Origin of the sequence: Pseudomonas sp. PAGU 2196 (genome assembly GCF_022179005.1) — a bacterium.
Taxonomy (GTDB): Bacteria; Pseudomonadota; Gammaproteobacteria; order Pseudomonadales; family Pseudomonadaceae; genus Aquipseudomonas; species Aquipseudomonas kermanshahensis.
Map to the genome: position 1 here is coordinate 69,575 of NZ_BNTL01000020.1, position 18,301 is coordinate 87,875.

15 protein-coding genes are annotated in these 18,301 nt (G+C 61.0%); 8 read left to right on the plus strand and 7 right to left on the minus strand.

What is annotated here, in order from left to right; all coding sequences use genetic code 11:
• Nucleotides 1-4: 4 nt before the first annotated feature.
• A complete protein-coding gene (locus MFF34_RS17880; RefSeq protein WP_238215620.1) occupies nucleotides 5-1,309 on the minus strand; it encodes a murein hydrolase activator EnvC in 1,305 nt (434 codons plus the stop codon).
• 207 nt (nucleotides 1,310-1,516) lie between these two features.
• Nucleotides 1,517-3,052, minus strand: coding sequence for a 2,3-bisphosphoglycerate-independent phosphoglycerate mutase (gene gpmI / locus MFF34_RS17885; RefSeq protein WP_238215621.1), 1,536 nt, complete (start codon nucleotides 3,050-3,052; stop codon nucleotides 1,517-1,519).
• A gap of 206 nt (nucleotides 3,053-3,258) precedes the next feature.
• Between gpmI and MFF34_RS17890 the strand changes: the two genes are divergently transcribed.
• Genes MFF34_RS17890 through secB form a run of 3 tightly spaced genes read left to right on the plus strand, consistent with a single transcriptional unit; the run spans nucleotide 3,259 to nucleotide 4,453 of the window.
• Nucleotides 3,259-3,672, plus strand: a complete 414-nt coding sequence (locus MFF34_RS17890) for a rhodanese-like domain-containing protein (protein ID WP_027592379.1) — start codon at nucleotides 3,259-3,261, stop codon at nucleotides 3,670-3,672.
• 1 nt (nucleotide 3,673) lies between these two features.
• Entirely contained in the window at nucleotides 3,674-3,928 is a 255-nt protein-coding gene (gene grxC / locus MFF34_RS17895) for a glutaredoxin 3 (protein ID WP_003249204.1), read from the plus strand.
• Between the two features lie 39 nt (nucleotides 3,929-3,967).
• On the plus strand, nucleotides 3,968-4,453 hold the full coding sequence (gene secB, locus MFF34_RS17900) for a protein-export chaperone SecB (protein WP_027592380.1): 486 nt from the start codon (nucleotides 3,968-3,970) through the stop codon (nucleotides 4,451-4,453).
• A gap of 154 nt (nucleotides 4,454-4,607) precedes the next feature.
• Here secB and trmL read toward each other — a convergent pair whose 3' ends face one another.
• A complete protein-coding gene (gene trmL, locus MFF34_RS17905) occupies nucleotides 4,608-5,069 on the minus strand; it encodes a tRNA (uridine(34)/cytosine(34)/5-carboxymethylaminomethyluridine(34)-2'-O)-methyltransferase TrmL (RefSeq protein ID WP_027592381.1) in 462 nt (153 codons plus the stop codon).
• On the opposite strand from trmL, the gene MFF34_RS17910 reads away from it, so the two are divergent.
• On the plus strand, nucleotides 5,068-5,505 hold the full coding sequence (locus MFF34_RS17910; protein WP_027592382.1) for a hypothetical protein: 438 nt from the start codon (nucleotides 5,068-5,070) through the stop codon (nucleotides 5,503-5,505). The two genes, trmL and MFF34_RS17910, sit on opposite strands and share 2 nt — an antisense overlap.
• 459 nt (nucleotides 5,506-5,964) lie before the next feature.
• On the opposite strand, the gene ntrC is transcribed toward MFF34_RS17910, so the two are convergent.
• From ntrC to glnA, 3 genes are all read right to left on the minus strand, one after another.
• Nucleotides 5,965-7,401 carry a nitrogen regulation protein NR(I) gene (gene ntrC / locus MFF34_RS17915; RefSeq protein WP_027592383.1) on the minus strand — a complete coding sequence of 479 codons (1,437 nt, stop codon included), beginning with the start codon at nucleotides 7,399-7,401 and terminating at the stop codon, nucleotides 5,965-5,967.
• A complete protein-coding gene (gene glnL / locus MFF34_RS17920; protein ID WP_027592384.1) occupies nucleotides 7,398-8,483 on the minus strand; it encodes a nitrogen regulation protein NR(II) in 1,086 nt (361 codons plus the stop codon). The genes ntrC and glnL overlap by 4 nt, the downstream gene beginning before the upstream one ends.
• Nucleotides 8,484-8,825: 342 nt before the next feature.
• On the minus strand, nucleotides 8,826-10,232 hold the full coding sequence (glnA, locus tag MFF34_RS17925) for a type I glutamate--ammonia ligase (protein ID WP_008095432.1): 1,407 nt from the start codon (nucleotides 10,230-10,232) through the stop codon (nucleotides 8,826-8,828).
• 491 nt (nucleotides 10,233-10,723) lie between these two features.
• Between glnA and thiI the strand changes: the two genes are divergently transcribed.
• From thiI to MFF34_RS17940, 3 genes are all read left to right on the plus strand, one after another.
• A complete protein-coding gene (gene thiI / locus MFF34_RS17930; protein ID WP_238215623.1) occupies nucleotides 10,724-12,178 on the plus strand; it encodes a tRNA uracil 4-sulfurtransferase ThiI in 1,455 nt (484 codons plus the stop codon).
• A gap of 128 nt (nucleotides 12,179-12,306) precedes the next feature.
• Entirely contained in the window at nucleotides 12,307-14,130 is a 1,824-nt protein-coding gene (gene typA, locus MFF34_RS17935; RefSeq protein ID WP_027592386.1) for a translational GTPase TypA, read from the plus strand.
• Nucleotides 14,131-14,589: 459 nt separating this feature from the next.
• Nucleotides 14,590-14,898 carry a hypothetical protein gene (locus tag MFF34_RS17940; RefSeq protein ID WP_238215625.1) on the plus strand — a complete coding sequence of 103 codons (309 nt, stop codon included), beginning with the start codon at nucleotides 14,590-14,592 and terminating at the stop codon, nucleotides 14,896-14,898.
• Between the two features lie 173 nt (nucleotides 14,899-15,071).
• On the opposite strand, the gene MFF34_RS17945 is transcribed toward MFF34_RS17940, so the two are convergent.
• On the minus strand, nucleotides 15,072-15,476 hold the full coding sequence (locus MFF34_RS17945) for a YkgJ family cysteine cluster protein (RefSeq protein ID WP_016712459.1): 405 nt from the start codon (nucleotides 15,474-15,476) through the stop codon (nucleotides 15,072-15,074).
• A gap of 198 nt (nucleotides 15,477-15,674) precedes the next feature.
• Here MFF34_RS17945 and MFF34_RS17950 point away from each other — a divergent pair, with 198 nt between their 5' ends.
• On the plus strand, nucleotides 15,675-18,125 hold the full coding sequence (locus MFF34_RS17950; RefSeq protein ID WP_238215627.1) for a glycogen/starch/alpha-glucan phosphorylase: 2,451 nt from the start codon (nucleotides 15,675-15,677) through the stop codon (nucleotides 18,123-18,125).
• The last annotated feature ends 176 nt before the right edge of the window (nucleotides 18,126-18,301 follow it).

The window sequence follows — 18,301 nt, forward strand, 5'->3', positions numbered from 1 at the left end:
AACCCTAGCCTCTGCACCACTGCGACGGGTCGGTAGGCCGGCCCTGCTGGCGGATGGCGAAGTACAAGCCTGCGCTGTCTTGGCCACCGCTGTCACCCACGGTGGAGATAGCTTCGCCGGCCTTGACGATGTCACCGGCGCTCTTGAGCAGGCTCTGGTTGTGGCCGTACAGGCTCAGGTAACCATTACCATGGTCGAGAATGACCAGAAGTCCAGCACCGCGCAACCAGTCGGCAAACACTACACGGCCGCCGTGTACGGCGCGTACTTGCGTGCCTGGGTTGGCGCTGATCATCACCCCGTCCCATTTGGCCCGGGCGTCACTGCCGCGTGCATCGCCGAAGCGTGCCAGCAATCGACCATTGACGGGCCACGGAAGTTTGCCCCGTGCAGCAGAAAAAGCGCCGCCGTAGTCGGCACCATCGCTGGAAACCATCGGGCCCAGGGTAGTGCGGGCCTTTTTCGGCGGCTCGACCGGCTCGCGGGCTTCTTCGCGCGCAGCCGCAGCGGCCAGGGCTTCCTGCTGGCGGCGTTTCTCCGCCTCTTGCTGGGCCAGCAGGGCTTTCTTGCGCGCTTCCTCTGCCTCGCGGGCCTGGCGTGCCAGGGTTTCCTCGATGGTCTTGAGTACTTTGCCAAGGTCGGCCTGGTCCTGCTCGCGGGCCTGCAGCTTCTGGTCGCGGTCTTTCATGTCGTTGTTGAGCTTGGCCAGTACTTGCTGGCGCTTGCTGCGCTCGGTCTCGAGGGCCTGGCGGCGGCTGTCGAGGTCGGCGCGCTGGGCCAGCAGTTGTTCCTGCTGGCGGGCGATGTCCTGTTCGACGTTGGCCAACTGGCGCAGGGTCTCGTTGAAGGTGCGCAGTTGCTCCAGGCGCGCCTTGCTCAGGTAATCGTAATAGGTGAGGGTGCGCGCGAATTTCTCGGGGTTCTGCTGGTTGAGCAGCAGCTTGAGGTATTCCTCGCGGCCGTTCTGGTAGGCGGAACGGGCCTGGATGGCGATCAGCCGTTGTTGTTCAACGCGGGCGCTCTGGAGTTTTTTTTTCTCGGTATCAAGGCGCTCCAGCTCGCCCTCGGTCTTTTTTAGTTCTTGTTGCAGGGCCTCCACCTGTTTCTCGAGGTTGCCGATGTCGGTCTCGGTGGACTTGAGGTCTTTCTGCACGCCGGATTTCTCTTCCTGGAGCTTGCCCAGCATCTTTTTGAGCTCGGCGATGTCCTGGCGGGTGGCGTCCAGTTGTTGCTGGGTCTGTGCGCGCTCATCGGCAAATGCCGGGCTGAGCAGGCAAGACAGGGCGAGTAGGATCAAGGCGCGGAGCATGGGGTTGGGCGTACCAGGGATGGAGACTGGCCTAGTATGCCCGCGCGAGCCTGCAAAAAAAACGCCTCGCGGCAGATGCGGCGAGGCGTTTGTCTGGAATTCATGTGTCAGGGGTCTGCTTCGCAGCCCATTCGCAGCGCAAGGCTGCTCCTACAGGCGGTGCGCAGGCCATTGTAGGAGCAGCCTTGTGCTGCGAATGAAGGCAACTCAGGCGTCGATCAGGATCGACGTCCCGGTCATTTCCACAGGCTTTTCCAGCCCCAGCAGTTTCAGCATGGTCGGCGCCACGTCGGCCAGCACGCCGCCATCGCGGACCTTGACCTTGCGCTTGCCCACATAGATGAACGGCACTGGCTCGGTGGTGTGCGCGGTGTGCGCCTGGCCGGTGCAGGCGTCTTCCATTTGCTCGACGTTGCCGTGGTCGGCGGTGATCAGCGCTTCACCGTCGACTTTATCCAGCGCCTCGACGATACGCCCGACACAGGTATCCAGCGCTTCGACGGCCTTGACCGCGGCCTCGAACACGCCGGTGTGGCCGACCATGTCGCCGTTGGCGTAGTTGACGATGATCACGTCGAAACGCTGTTGCTCGATGGCTTCGACGATGCGGTCGGTGACTTCCGGCGCGTTCATTTCCGGTTGCAGGTCGTAGGTGGCGACCTTCGGCGACGGGATCAGGATGCGCTCTTCGCCTTCGAACGGCTCTTCACGGCCGCCCGAGAAGAAGAACGTGACGTGCGCGTACTTTTCGGTCTCGGCGATGCGCAGCTGGGTCTTGCCATTCTTGGCCAGGTATTCGCCCAGCACGTTGTCCAGGCTGGACGGTGCAAAGGCTGCTGGCGCCGGGATTTTTGCCGAATACTGGGTCAGGCCGATGTAGGCCGCCATCTTCGGCAGGCGCGCACGTGGGAATTCGTTGAAGTCCGGCTCGACGAAGGCACGCGACAGTTCGCGGGCGCGGTCGGCGCGGAAGTTCATGAAGATCACCGCGTCGCCGTCTTCGACCTTGACCGCCTCGCCAATGCGCGTGGCTTTGACGAACTCGTCGTTTTCTTCACGGGCGTAAGCGGCTTCAAGGCCGGCCAGGGCCGTTTCGGCGGTGTAGTCGGCAACGCTGTCGACGATCAGGTTGTAGGCCGCGGCAACGCGGTCCCAACGGTTGTCGCGGTCCATGGCGAAGTAGCGGCCGATGAGGCTGGCGATGCGGCCCTTGCCCAGCTTGGCGAAGGTCTGGTCGAGCAGCTCGATGGACGACTTGGCGCTACGCGGCGGCGTGTCGCGGCCGTCGAGGAAGGCGTGCAGGTAGATTTTTTCAGCGCCACGCTGTGCGGCCAGTTCGGCCATCGCGATCAGGTGGTCCTGGTGGCTGTGCACGCCGCCGTCGGACAGCAAACCGAGGATGTGCACGGCCTTGCCGGCACCGACAGCCTTGTCTACCGCGCCGGTGAGCACCGGGTTGCTGAAGAACTCGCCATCACGAATAGCCTTGGTGACCCGGGTGAAGTCCTGGTAGACGACGCGGCCGGCACCGAGGTTCATGTGGCCGACTTCGGAGTTGCCCATCTGCCCGTCTGGCAGGCCGACATCCATGCCTGAACCGGAGATCAAGCCATGCGGCTGACTGGCGCGCAGGCGGTCATAGACCGGTGTGTTGGCGGCATAGATGGCATTGTATTCGGGGCTTTCGCTGTGGCCGAAGCCATCCAGGATGATCAGGACCAGGGGTTTGGGCGTACTCGTCATCAATCAAACTCACGGTTGTTCAAAGATGATAAAGACACGCATTTTAGGGCAAATGCGCCATCAACGGCGAATATTCGTCCCATCCCCCGACCGGCGCAGCCACCGCGCCAGGGCAAAGCTGCTTTTCTGGCCGGCCAGTCGGGCTTTGGTGGTCATGGGGGGCTGTGTATACTGGCCGGCATTTTCAATCGCCTGGAACACCGCTGATGGTTGCTCACCTGATTCAATTCGCGACAGATCACTACATCCTGGTTGCGATCTTCGTTGTTCTGCTGGTCCTGCTGCTCATCAATGAAGTCCGCCGTGGCGGCCAGAGCCTGAGCAATGGCCAGTTGACTGCCCTGGTCAACGCTGACAAGGCCCTGGTCATCGACATCCGCACTGCCAAGGAATATTCCGCGGGCCACATCGTGGGTGCCGTGAACATCCCGCAGGACAAGCTGGTCAGCCGTATGGCCGAGCTGGAAAAGCACAAAGAGAAGACCCTGATCATCGTCGATGCAATGGGCCAGCAGTCCGGCACGCTTTGCCGCGAGCTGCTCAAAGCCGGTTACAACGCCGCCAAGCTGAGCGGTGGCGTTTCCAGCTGGAAAGCCGATAACCTGCCCCTGGTGAAGTGATATGAAGCCCGTCATCGTTTATTCCAGCGACTACTGCCCCTACTGCATGCGCGCCAAATACCTGCTCGAGAGCAAGGGCGTTGCGTTCGAGGAAATCAAGGTCGACGGCAAACCGCAGGTTCGCGCCGAAATGAGCCAGAAGGCCGGCCGTACGTCGGTGCCACAGATCTGGATCGGCAGCACCCATGTCGGTGGATGCGATGACCTCTATGCCCTGGAGCGCGCCGGCAAGCTCGACGCGCTGCTGGCGGCCTGATTTGCACTGCATTCAAAAACATTAGGATAAGGATCTGCCATGACTGACCAACAGACCAACGGCGCAGCTGCCGAAGACAACAGCCCTCAGTTCTCCCTGCAGCGCATCTACGTGCGTGACCTGTCGTTCGAGGCCCCGAAAAGCCCGCAGATCTTCCGCCAGCAGTGGGAGCCGAGCGTTGCCCTGGACCTGAACACCAAGCAGAAAGCCCTGGAAGGCGACTTCCATGAAGTGGTGCTGACCCTGTCGGTTACTGTCAAAAACGGTGACGAAGTGGCCTTCATCGCTGAAGTGCAGCAGGCCGGCATCTTCCTGATCGCCAACCTCGACGCTTCGTCGATGAGCCACACCCTCGGCGCGTTCTGCCCGAACATCCTGTTCCCGTACGCCCGTGAGACCCTGGACAGCCTGGTGACCCGCGGTTCGTTCCCAGCGCTGATGCTGTCGCCGGTCAACTTCGACGCCCTGTATGCGCAAGAGCTGCAGCGTATGCAGGAAGCGGGCGAGACGCCGACTGTGCAGTAATAGCTGCCGGTTTCAGAAAGGCGCCTCACGGGGCGCTTTTTTATTGCCTGTTCTGGCCTCTTCGCGGGGCAAGCCCGCTCCCACATTGAGATGCTTACGCCAAACCATTGTGGGAGCGGGCTTGCCCCGCGAAGAGGCCGTTCCTGCCAATGGGTCAGCTTCCGGCAAACCCGTTCTGCCGCCAGGCCTCATACACCGTCACCGCCACGGTATTGGACAGGTTTAGGCTGCGGCACCCCGGCCGCATCGGCAGGCGCAAGCGCTGCTCGGGCGGCAGGCTGTCCAGCACGTCGGCTGGCAAACCGCGGCTTTCGGGGCCAAACAGGAAGGCGTCGCCCGGCTGGTAAGCCACTTCATGGAAGGGGTGCGAGCCCTTGGTGGTGAAGGCGAACAGCCGTGGGTTACCCAGGCTTTCCAGGCATCCGGCCAGGCTCTCGTGGCGCTTGAGCGTGGCATACTCGTGGTAGTCCAGCCCCGCCCTGCGCAGGCGCTTGTCATCCAGTTCGAAGCTGATGGGCTCGATCAGGTGCAGGTGGCAACCGCTGTTGGCGCAGAGGCGAATGATGTTGCCGGTATTCGGCGGAATTTCTGGTTGAAAAAGGATGACGTGAAACATGCACGGCTCCAGGCGTGAAGATGACGAGCATTCTACCCCTGAACCGGACCTGCGTTCGAAGGCCTTCCCACGGGTGATGCTATCGCTGGCCATTGTCGGCCTGATGGTGGGCTTGATGATCGGCCGCCTGACCACCCCCGATGAGCGGGTGCTGGAGCAGGTCGAGGTGGTACAGGACGGGCTCGACCTGTGGTTCAACGAAGAGCCGAAGCTGCATGGCGAGAACGTGGAGGGTACGGTTGCCGTGCTGTTCGAGGCCCAGGGCAAGGCCCAGCGGGGGCAATTGAGCCTGCAGGGCAAACCGGTGGGCTGGCGTGTGCAGAAAAGCGAGGAAGGGCTGTTGCTGACGGTGGTGGCCGCGCGCCCTCTGCACGGCGAGTGGGCCGGTGCAGAGGACGCTGGGCGTTGGCGTGTGCAGGTGAGGCTGCACGAATAAAAGAGGGGATGTCCCGGCCTGCCTGTACCAGGGTCCCCAAAACTTGCGCTACTGCAAATAAAAGAGGGGTTTTCCCGGCCTGCCTGTACCGAGGACCCCGAAACGGGAGATACAGGACTTATTGCAGGGGGCGTGCCAGTTTTGCAAAACCCGGAAACATTGGCTTTCAGGGCTTTCATGCCAGGTTTTGAGGGTTTTTGTGCCTTCGTGCGGTGCAGAGGGCACAGGATCGGTGCATGGCGGCTGAAATAAAAAGGGCCGCTCTAAAGCGTCATGCTGTTCACTTAAGTTATCCATCGCCTGTATTGGGGCCGCTTTGCGGCCCATCGCGGCACAAGGCCGCTCCCACAATGTTCGCGCATGCCCTGTAAATAGGGGCATAACGCGGTCGGTGTGGGAGCGGCCTTGTGCCGCGATGGGTCGCAGAGCGGCCCTCGTAGTCAATGATCTGCGTACAACTCAATGGTCTTCGCTGTCGTCTTCATCGCCGCCGGCGACATTCATCCCCAGCTCCTTGATCTTGCGGGTCAAGGTATTGCGCCCCCAGCCTAGCAACAACGCCGCATCCCGACGCCGCCCGGCCGTGTGCTTGAGGGCGGTCTCGATCATGATCCGTTCGAAACTGGGCACCGCACTGTCGAGCAGGTTCGATTGGCCACGGGCCAGTGCCTGGTCCGCCCACTGGCGCAGCGCCTGTTCCCAGTTGGTCACCGGGGCGGCGTCCTGCGGCAGGTTCAGCAGCTCGGGTGGCAAGTCACCGATCAGCACTTCACGGCTGGACGCCATCACGGTGATCCAGCGGCAGGTGTTTTCCATCTGCCGCACGTTGCCCGGCCACGGCAGGTTGCGGATGAACTCTTCGGTTTCCGGCTTCAGCAGTTTTGGCTCCACCGCCAGCTCCTGCGCGGCGCGGGCGAGGAAGTGGCGGGCGAGCGCAGGGATATCTTCGCGGCGGTCGGCCAGGCGCGGAATGTGGATGCGGATCACATTGAGCCGGTGGAACAAGTCCTCGCGGAACTTGCCAGCCTGCACCAACGACTCCAGGTTCTGGTGGGTGGCGGCAATGATGCGCACATCCACCTTGACCGGCACGTGGCCACCCACCCGGTAGAACTCGCCATCGGCCAGCACCCGCAGCAGGCGGGTCTGGGTGTCGGCGGGCATGTCGCCGATCTCGTCGAGGAACAACGTACCGCCGTCGGCCTGCTCGAAGCGGCCGCGGCGCAGGTTGGCCGCACCGGTAAAGGCGCCTTTCTCGTGGCCGAACAGCTCGGACTCCATCAGGTCCTTGGGGATGGCTGCCATGTTCAGGGCAATGAACGGTGACGCCGCACGCGGGCTGTGGCGGTGCAACGCATGCGCCACCAACTCTTTGCCGGTGCCGGATTCACCGTTGATCAGTACCGTGATGTTGGAATGGCTCAGGCGACCGATGGCGCGGAACACCTCCTGCATCGCCGGCGCTTCGCCGATGATCTCTGGCGTGCGGGCCAAGGCTTGTGGCACATCGAGGCCTTGCTGCTCCTGGGCATGCTGGTTGGCGCGCTTGACCAGCGACACCGCCTCGTCCACGTCGAACGGCTTTGGCAGGTACTCGAAGGCGCCGCCTTGGTAGGACGCCACGGCACTGTCGAGGTCGGAGTGAGCGGTCATGATGATGACCGGCAGGCGTGGGTGCTGTTCGCGGATCTGGGCCAGCAGGTCAAGGCCGCTGGTGCCCGGCATGCGGATGTCCGAAATGATCACATCCGGTTGCTGGCGGGCCAGGCGGCCCATCACGCCATCAGCGCTGTCGAAGCTCTGGGTGGTCATGCCTTCCTGTTGCAGGGCTTTTTCCAGGACCCAGCGGATGGAGCGATCATCGTCGACGATCCATACGGTTTCACTTCGGCTCATGAGGCGGTGGCTCCTTGTTCCAGAGGCAGGTAAATCGAGAAGGCGGTATGGCCCGCGTGGCTTTCACACTCGATCAGGCCCTGGTGCTGGCTGATGATGTTCTGGGTGATGGCCAGGCCCAGCCCGGTACCGTCCGGGCGCCCGCTGACCATGGGATAGAAAAGCGTGTCTTGCAGTTCCGACGGGATGCCCGGGCCGTTGTCGATGATCTCGACGCGTGCCACCAGCCGGTGGCGCACATGGCCGATGGTGAACTGGCGCAGCGCACGGCTGCGCAGGGTGATGCGGCCCAGGCGCAGTTCGTTTTGCGAGCTGATCGCCTGCATGGCGTTGCGCACGATGTTCAGCACCGCCTGGATCATCTGCTCACGGTCGATCAGCACATCCGGCAGGCTTGGGTCGTAGTCGCGCACCAATGTGATGCACCCCTGGCTTTCGGCGTCCACCAGGCTGCAGACCCGCTCCAGCACTTCGTGGATATTGGTCATCGCCAGCGAGGGCAGTTTGTTCGAGCCCAGCATGCGGTCGACCAGGTTGCGCAGGCGGTCGGCCTCTTCGATGATCACGTTGGTGTAGTCGCGCAGGCCCTCTTCAGGCAGCTCACGGGCCAACAGCTGCGCCGCGCCGCGGATGCCACCGAGCGGGTTCTTGATCTCGTGGGCCAGGCCACGCACCAGCATCTTGGTGGTTTCCTGCTTGCTCAGCTGGGCTTCTTCCTTGGTGATGCGCAGCAGCCGATCGCGCGGGTGCACCTCGAGCAGCAGCAGGGTCTGGCCCTGGTGCAGAATCGGCGTGACAGCGTAGTCGACGGTGATGGTCTGCCCGGTCAGCGAGGTCAGCTGAGCCTCGCGCTTGGTGAACGGGTGCGCCTGTTCCACCGCCTGGCGCAGCGAGCTGAGCGCTTCGGTCGATTCGGTGAACAGCTCGCTGATGAACTGCCCATGGCTGCGCTGGCCACTGACGGCCAACAACATTTCTGCCGCCGGGTTCATGTATTCCAGGCGCAGCTCGGCGTTCAGCAGGAGCGTGGCGGTGGTCAGGTTGTCCAGAAGCAGACGGTGCTGTGCATCGCTGATGGTCATAAGGCGTCGTTGACCTCTTTTGGCGCTTGCCTGGCACTGGGTGGCCAGAGCCGGGCGCGCTGTGGATCCGCTGATGCCAGGAAAATGCAAGAAACAAACCAAAGCTCCGAAAAGAAGCGAGATTTACCCATAAAGGCCTGTGTCTGCGCACTTTCGGATCAGAAACTCTGGATGAAACGTTTCACTTGACCCAGATTGGGGAGCAAATAGGGGCACGGCTGGCAGTTGTGCACCAAGATAGAGCATAGCGGGAGTGGCGAGGGTTCTGCGTGGGCAGAAACAAAAACGGCCTCCCGAAGGAGGCCGTCTTGATCACGTCATCGGCGCCAGGCGCCGATCAGATCAGCAGCTGTAGTACAGCTCGTATTCCAGCGGGTGCACGAAGGTACGGACTTTGATCTCTTCTTCGCTCTTCAGCTCGATGAAGGCATCGATGAAGTCGTCGGAGAACACGCCGCCCTTGGTCAGGAACGCACGGCCTTTATCCAGCTCTTCCAGGGCCTCTTTCAGGCTGCCGCAGACTTGCGGGATGTCTTTCGCCTCTTCAGGCGGCAGGTCGTACAGGTTCTTGTCGGCAGCATCGCCTGGGTGGATCTTGTTCTGGATGCCGTCCAGGCCAGCCATCAGCAGGGCCGCGAAGGCCAGGTACGGGTTGGCCGATGGGTCCGGGAAGCGCGCTTCGATACGGCGGGCTTTCGGGCTGCCGACGTACGGAATACGGATCGAGGCGGAACGGTTGCGCGCCGAGTAGGCCAGCATGACCGGGGCTTCGAAGCCTGGGACCAGACGCTTGTAGGAGTTGGTCGACGGGTTGGTGAAGCCGTTCAGGGCCTTACCGTGCTTGATGATACCGCCGATGAAGTACAGGGCGGTGTCGGACAGGCCGGCATAGCCTTCACCCGAGAAGGTGTTCTTGCCGTCTTTCCAGATCGACATGTGCACGTGCATGCCCGAGCCGTTGTCGCCGTACAGTGGCTTCGGCATGAAGGTGGCGGTACGGCCGTAGGCGTCGGCAACGTTGTGCACGACGTACTTCAGGGCCTGTACTTCGTCAGCTTTCTTCACCAGGGTGTTGAACTTGACGCCGATTTCGTTCTGGCCGGCAGTCGCCACTTCGTGGTGGTGAACTTCAACGGTCTGACCCATTTCTTCCAGTGCGTTGCACATGGCAGTACGGATTTCGTGGTCGTGGTCGAACGGCGGAACTGGGAAGTAGCCGCCTTTGACGCCAGGACGGTGGCCTTTGTTGCCGCCTTCCACGTCAGCGCCAGTCATCCACGAGCCTTGCTCGGAGAAGATCTTGAACATCGAGCCGGAGATGTCCGACTGGAACTTCACTTCGTCGAAGATGAAGAACTCAGGCTCTGGGCCGGCGAATACGGTGTCACCGATGCCGGTGCTCTTCAGGTACTCTTCGGCGCGCTTGGCGATGCCGCGTGGGTCGCGATCGTAGCCCTGCATGCTCGACGGGTCGACGATGTCGCAGGTGATGATCAGGGTCGGCTCTTCGGTGAACGGGTCCAGCACGGCGGTGTCATCGACTGGCATCAGGATCATGTCGGAGGCTTCGATGCCTTTCCAGCCAGCGATGGAGGAACCGTCGAACATCTTGCCGACTTCGAAGAAATCTTCGTCCAGGCCATCACGCGCCGGCATGGTCACGTGGTGCTGAATGCCTTTGGTGTCCGTGAAACGCAGATCAATCCACTTGACGTCATGATCTTTGATGAGTTGAACCGACTTCGACATGTTGTCCTCCGGATGGTCTAGAGCGCGGTGGGCCGCTGCCCTGGAAAAAGGGTGTTGCCGGGCGCGGATAGTCGGCCAAGCTTACCTGCCTCACAAGGGAGCAAATTGCATGCCAGTGCCCGAAAATGGCGAGGGCGGGATAAAAGAGGGCGTTTGCGGGCATCTGGCGACAGGGTAGCGGGGAAAAGTGCACCCTTAAGATGCGGTTTTTAGTATCGGCGCACCAATAATGTGCACGTTTTCAGTGTTGTGCTTTCTTTGAGGGCCTCTTCGCGGGTGAACCCGCTCCCACAGGGACCGCAGGGATTTCGAAGATTGTGCAATCCCCTGTAGGAGCGGGTTTACCCGCGAAAGGGCCGGAACAGGCACCCCAAAACCCCGGCCTTGCATTTATCTCAAAGCTTCTGATCAAAAGTTGGTCAAATCCTGAGCAATTTCCGATATAATTCGCGCCCCTCATTTTCGGCAGGCCCTGCGCGCGCTGTTAACCAATGAAACTTATCGTCAAAGTCTTCCCAGAAATCACCATCAAGAGCCGGCCGGTGCGCAAGCGCTTCATCCGTCAGCTCGGCAAGAACATCCGCAACGTGCTCAAGGATCTGGATCCTGAGCTCGCGGTCGATGGTGTCTGGGATAATCTCGAAGTGGTCACCCGCGTCGAAGACGAGAAGGTCCAGCGCGAGATGATCGAGCGCCTCACCTGCACGCCGGGTATCACCCACTTCCTGCAGGTCGAGGAATACCCGCTCGGCGACTTCGACGACATCGTCGAGAAGTGCAAGCATCACTTCGGTCACCTGCTGGCGGGCAAGCACTTCGCCGTACGCTGCAAGCGCGGCGGCCACCACGACTTCACGTCGATGGACGTCGACCGCTACGTCGGCAGCCAACTGCGTCAGCAGTGTGGCGCCGCCGGCATCGAGCTGAAGAACCCGGAAGTCCTGGTGCGCATCGAAATTCGCAACCAGCGCCTGTACGTGATCCACAACCAGCACCAGGGCATCGGCGGCTATCCGCTGGGCGCCCTGGAGCAAACCTTGGTACTGATGTCCGGTGGCTTCGACTCCACCGTGGCGGCCTACCAGATGATGCGCCGTGGCCTGATGACCCACTTCTGCTTCTTCAACCTCGGCGGCCGTGCCCACGAACTGGGGGTGATGGAAGTTGCCCACTACCTGTGGAAAAAGTACGGCAGCAGCCAGCGCGTGCTGTTCATCAGCGTGCCGTTCGAAGAAGTGGTCGGCGAGATCCTCAACAAGGTCGACAACAGCTACATGGGCGTGACCCTCAAGCGCATGATGTTGCGCGGCGCCGCCCATATGGCCGACCGCCTGCAGATCGACGCGCTGGTCACCGGCGAGGCAATTTCCCAGGTCTCCAGCCAGACCCTGCCGAACCTGTCGATCATCGACTCGGCGACCGACAAGCTGGTGCTGCGCCCGCTGCTGGCCAGCCACAAGCAGGACATCATCGACCAGGCCACCGAAATCGGCACCGCCGACTTCGCCAAGCACATGCCTGAATACTGCGGCGTGATCTCGGTAAACCCGACCACCCACGCCAAGCGTCACCGCATGGAGCATGAAGAGAAGCAATTCGACATGGCCGTGCTGGAGCGCGCCCTCGAACGCGCCAAGTTCATCTCGATCGACCACGTGATCGATGAGCTGGGCAAGGACGTCGAGGTGGAAGAAGTGCGCGAAGCGCTGCCTGGCCAGATCGTCATCGACATCCGTCACCCCGATGCCCAGGAAGACGAACCCTTGGTGATCGAGGGCATCGAAGTCCAGGTGATGCCATTTTATGCAATTAATAGTCGCTTCAAGCAGCTGGATGAAACACGCCAGTACCTGCTGTATTGCGACAAGGGTGTGATGAGCCGACTGCACGCACACCACCTGCTCAGTGAGGGACATGCCAATGTGCGTGTTTATCGTCCGGCATAAGACGCCAGGGCTGTATGGCGGCAGCATCCGCCATCGCCCTCCCGACCACCGGGCCTGCTGAGCCTTATACCTTACATATTGGTCGCCTAGACTAGGCGGCAACCGAATCCTCTGATCGAGATACACTTGTGATCGAAAATCTGCGTAACATCGCCATCATCGCCCACGTTGACCATGGTAAAACCACGTTGGTCGACAAACTCCTGCGTCAGTCCGGCACTCTGGAGCGTAACGAGCTCAACGACGAGCGCGTCATGGACTCCAACGACCAGGAAAAAGAGCGCGGTATTACCATTCTGGCGAAAAACACCGCCATCAACTGGAACGGCTACCACATCAACATCGTCGACACCCCCGGCCACGCCGACTTCGGTGGCGAGGTTGAGCGTGTAATGTCGATGGTCGACTCCGTGCTGCTGCTGGTCGACGCTCAAGACGGCCCGATGCCGCAAACCCGCTTCGTGACCAAAAAGGCCTTCGAAGCTGGCCTGAAGCCAATCGTTGTCATCAACAAGGTTGACCGCCCGGGCGCGCGTCCTGACTGGGTTCTGGACCAGATCTTCGACCTGTTCGACAACCTCGGTGCCACCGACGAACAGCTGGACTTCAAAGTCGTCTACGCCTCGGCCCTGAACGGCATCGCCGGTCTGGACCACACCGAAATGGGCGAAGACATGACTGCCCTGTACCAGGCTGTCATCGACCACGTTCCAGCGCCAGCTGTTGACCGTGACGGCCCGTTCCAGATGCAGATCTCCGCTCTGGACTACAACAGCTTCCTGGGTGTTATCGGTGTTGGCCGTATTGCCCGTGGTCGCATCAAGCCGAACACCCCGGTTGTCGCCATCGACGCTGACGGCAAGAAGCGTAACGGCCGTATCCTCAAGCTGATGGGCCACCACGGCCTGCACCGCGTCGATGTCGAAGAAGCCCAGGCTGGCGACATCGTCTGCATCAGCGGTTTCGACGAGCTGTTCATCTCCGACACCCTGTGCGACCCGACTGCCGTTGAGGCGATGAAGCCGCTGACCGTTGACGAGCCTACCGTTTCGATGACCTTCCAGGTCAACGACTCGCCGTTCTGCGGCAAGGAAGGCAAGTTCGTCACCAGCCGTAACATCAAGGACCGTCTGGACAAAGAGCTGCTGTACAACGTTGCCCTGCGCGTTGAAGAAACCGACTCCCCAGACAAGTTCAAAGTCTCGGGCCGTGGTGAGCTGCACCTCTCGGTACTGATCGAAACCATGCGTCGCGAAGGCTTCGAGCTGGCCCTGGGCCGCCCAGAAGTGATCATCCGCGAAGTGGACGGCGTGAAGCAGGAACCGTTCGAAAACGTCACCATCGACATCCCTGAAGAAGCCCAGGGCAAGGTCATGGAAGAGATGGGTCTGCGTAAAGGCGACCTGACCAACATGGTCCCGGATGGCAAGGGCCGTGTACGCCTGGAATACAACATCCCGGCGCGTGGTCTAATCGGTTTCCGTAACCAGTTCCTGACCCTGACCAACGGTGCAGGCATCCTGACCTCGATCTTCGATCGCTACGACACCGTGAAGTCCGGTCACATGTCCGGCCGTCAGAACGGCGTACTGGTTTCGGTCGAAACCGGCAAGGCGCTGACCTACTCGCTGGAAACCCTCCAGGCGCGTGGCAAGCTGTTTGTCGAGCACGGTCAAGAGATCTACAACGGTCAGATCATCGGCCAGAACAGCCGCGACAACGACCTGGGCGTCAACCCTACCAAGGGCAAGAAGCTCGACAACATGCGTGCTTCGGGTAAAGACGAAGTCATCGCCCTGGTTCCGCCTGTTCGCTTCACCCTGGAACAGGCTCTGGAATACATCCAGGAAGACGAGCTGTGCGAAGTCACGCCGAAGTCCATCCGTCTTCGCAAGAAGATCCTGGACGAAAGCGAGCGTACCCGCGCTGCCAAGAAAGCCAAAAACAGCTGATTTAGCTGTGGCTGAATGAAAACGCCCCCGGTCGAAAGGCCGGGGGCGTTTTTGTTTGGGGCGTTTATTGCCCCATGTTGCAACGGAAGTAATTGCTAACTAAGCAGTTTTTGGCAATGCACCATAGCCACAGTACGCTGCCTGCTTGTAGAAATCAGGGAGCCGAAGATGAAGGGCAGGGGGTGGAAGGAGCATTTGGCGCGTGGCCATATTGATGTTGCGGGAGTGTCCTGGAGCTTGCTCCACTTGCGTCCCGGCTTGCATCAAGTAGTTATCCCAGCCCATTCCACTCAGGAACCGCAAGAAGTGACGCTGGTAATAGAGTATTCAAGCCACTGTGTCAGTTACGGGCCGAAGCAAGGTGCTGAATTGAATTTCGAGGCTCTAGGCCTCGAGCATTTGCTGATAGATCACAGGGGGATATGCCGGGCGTTTTGCGCTGGGCGATACAGGCTGTCCGTGCAACTGCCGACCATCATGGCATCACTGGCGGATAGGCAGTGTCTGTTTACGGGGCATAGCAACTGGCTGACCATGGAAGGGCATCAATTTGGCTATCCAGAAGGAAGCCGCTATGAGGTCTATTTCAGTCTGCGTCGTGAATCAGCCCAGAGCCTGAAGGTATATGTTGAAAGTGCCTACGTGCGAGACGTTGATCATCCCTCTCATCGTCCGCTTCGCCTGAAACGGCATGAAAAGATAAAGGGCTGGCTGTTGATAATGAAGAAGCTGAGAAATGAGCCGATTCGACGGCCAGTGCAGCGTTAGCTGGCTGCAGAAATACGAAACCCCCAATTAAGGGGGTCGTATCGCGGATGCCCTTAGGGACTTATCCCATCAACCGGCACGGCCGGAACCAGGTGGCGGCGTCTAGACACTTCCCGAGGGAAGCTCCGTGTACATCAAGACGGTTGAAAGTCTATTGGGTCTCTGATGGATCGTCAACGCCCAACCACTTTAGGCTTGTAAGCACAATACCCCGGCCGCGGCCCGACCTTGGGGTGGTTGCGGCAGGTGTCCGGGCGCTTGTCATAAATGGTGCACAGCCGGCTCTTACGATCCAGGTACATGCAGTCATCGTTGCTCATCCGGGTCAGGGTGAAAATGCCTGACTTCTGGTTGAAGCGTTCGATGATGCCTTCCTTCTGCAGGCGTTTGGCCACGTTTTTGGGCGGTTCGTCTTTTTCGAACTCGTCTACCACGCCAATGCGGATCAGATCCTTGATCTTCACCTCCACCGGCAGGGTGCAACAGGTCGAGTGGCAGCCACCGCACATGTGGCTGGCATAGCGCTGCCAAGTCTCCAGGCGGTCGACTTCGGCGGCGGCGATCAGGGTCGTTTTCATCGTTATGGGGGTGAATCACGGGCTTGGGGCGCGCGATGATACCGGAGTTGTTCAATTTGTGAACAACCTTTTGCCCGATTCACGGTGTTGATTCAGTGTTCAGGCATGAAAACTGCGAACAGGAACGGTAAGTCCCTGTCGAAGGGTCTAGTCTCTTCACTCTCCCTCCGTATTCGTCAACTTGCCCGAGGATGCCGCATGTCCCAGGAACCCAAAGCACGTGACGCCGAGGTGGCCGATTTTCGCGCCGCTGTACTGGATAAGCTGACCTACGCGGTCGGCAAGGACCCCGAGCATGCCTTCGACCATGACTGGTTCGAAGCCATTGCCCTGGCCGCGCGTGATCACATGGTCGATCACTGGATGGACCACACCCGTCAGGCCTACCGGCGCAGTCAAAAGCGGGTGTATTACCTTTCTCTGGAATTTCTCATCGGGCGGCTGCTGTACGACAGCTTGAGCAACCTGGGCTTGCTGGACATCGCCCGTGAAGCCCTTGATGGCCTGGATGTCGACCTGGAGCGTATCCGCCTGCTCGAGCCGGATGCGGCGCTGGGCAACGGTGGCCTGGGGCGGCTCGCCGCTTGCTTCATGGAAAGCATGTCGACCCTGGGCATCGCCGCCCACGGCTACGGCATCCGCTACGAGCACGGCCTGTTTCGCCAGGCGGTGGTCGATGGCTGGCAGCAGGAGCAGACCGAAAACTGGCTGGACTTTGGCAACCCCTGGGAGTTCGAGCGCGCCGAGGTGATCTACCCGATCAGTTTCGGCGGCAGCGTCGAAACGGTGCAAGACACCCACGGCCAGCAACGGCAAGTGTGGTGGCCTGGCGAGACGGTGCGCGCGGTGGCCTATGACACGCCGGTGGTCGGCTGGCGTGGCGCCAGCGTCAACACCTTGCGCCTGTGGCGTGCCCGGGCGCTGGAAGAGCTGCACCTGGAGCGCTTCAACGCCGGTGACCACCTGGGCGCGGTCGCCGAAGTGGCCCGTGCCGAGAGCATCTCACGCGTTCTCTACCCGGCCGACAGCACCGAAGCTGGCCAGGAGCTGCGCCTGCGCCAGGAATACTTCTTCGTTTCGGCCTCGCTGCAGGACCTGCTGCGGCGCCACCTGAACATGCACAAGGACTTGCTCAACCTGCCCGATGCGGCGGCCATCCAGCTCAACGACACGCACCCGTCGATTGCCGTGGCCGAGTTGATGCGCCTGCTGGTCGACCAGCATGAAATCTCGTGGGAAAAGGCCTGGGAGCTGACCGTCGGCACCCTGGCCTACACCAACCACACCCTGCTGCCCGAGGCATTGGAAACTTGGCCAGTGGCGCTGATGGAGCGCATGCTGCCGCGGCACATGCAGATCATCTACTTGATCAACGCCTACCATATCGACGCCCTGCGCGCGAAAGGCCTGCACGACTTCGACGTGCTGCGGGCGGTGTCGTTGATCGAGGAAGAAAACGGCCGCCGGGTCCGCATGGGCAACCTGGCGTTTCTGGGGTCGCACAGCGTCAACGGCGTGTCGGCACTGCACAGCAAGTTGATGAAGAGCACGGTGTTCGCCGAGCTGCACAAGCTCTACCCGCAGCGGATCAACAACAAGACCAACGGCATCACGTTCCGGCGTTGGCTGTACCAGTCCAACCCGCAGTTGACCGAAATGCTGGTCGAGGCGCTGGGCCCGGAGCTCAAGGACGACCCGGAAGGCTTACTCGCCAACCTGGTGCCGTTTGCCGACAAGAGCAGCTTCCGCAAGCAGTTCGCCGCCCAGCGCCTGCACAGTAAGCGCGCCCTGGCCAGCATCATCCAGGACCGTATCGGCGTGACGGTCAACCCGGAGGCGCTGTTCGATGTGCAGGTCAAGCGCATCCACGAATACAAGCGCCAACTGCTCAACCTGTTGCACACCGTGGCCTTGTACCAGGCCATACGCAACGACCCAGGCACCAACTGGGTGCCGAGGGTGAAGATTTTCGCCGGCAAGGCTGCGGCCAGCTATCACCAGGCCAAGCTGATCATCAAGCTGGCCAACGACATCGCTCGGGTGGTGAACAACGACCCGACCGTGCGCGGCCTGCTCAAGGTGGTGTTCCTGCCCAACTACAACGTCAGCCTGGCCGAAAGCATCATACCGGCGGCGGACCTGTCCGAGCAGATTTCTACCGCCGGCTATGAAGCATCGGGTACCAGCAACATGAAGTTCGGCCTCAATGGCGCGCTGACCATCGGCACGCTGGACGGCGCCAACGTCGAGATGTGCGAGCACGTGGGGGCCGACAACATGTTCATCTTTGGCCTGACGGCGCAGCAGGTCGAGGCGCGGCGGCGAGCGGGAGACTTTGGCGCCAGTGTGGCGATTGCCGAGTCGAGCCGCTTGAACGACGTGCTTCAATCGATTCGCAGCGGGGTGTTCTCGCCTGATGATCCCTCGCGCTATACCGGGTTGATCGATGGGCTGGTGGCGTATGACCGCTTCCTGGTGTGCGCCGATTTCGATGCCTACTGGGATGCTCAGCGGCGGGTCGAGGAGCTGTGGCATACGCCGCAGGAATGGTGGCGGATGGCGGTGCTGAACACGGCAAAGATGGGTTGGTTCTCGTCGGACCGGACCATCCGGGAGTATGCGGGGGAGATCTGGAAGGCACTGGATTGAGCATTGGGGCCGCGGTGCGGCCCATTCGCGGGGCAAGCCCGCTCCCACAGGGTCTGCGTTGCCTTGAAGGTTGCGCAAAACCTGTGGGGGCGGGCTTGCCCGCGAATGGGGCGCACCGCGGCCCCAGTCGACAGCCGGCCTGGCAAAGGCTGAACTACCGACCTATTGTGCCGTCA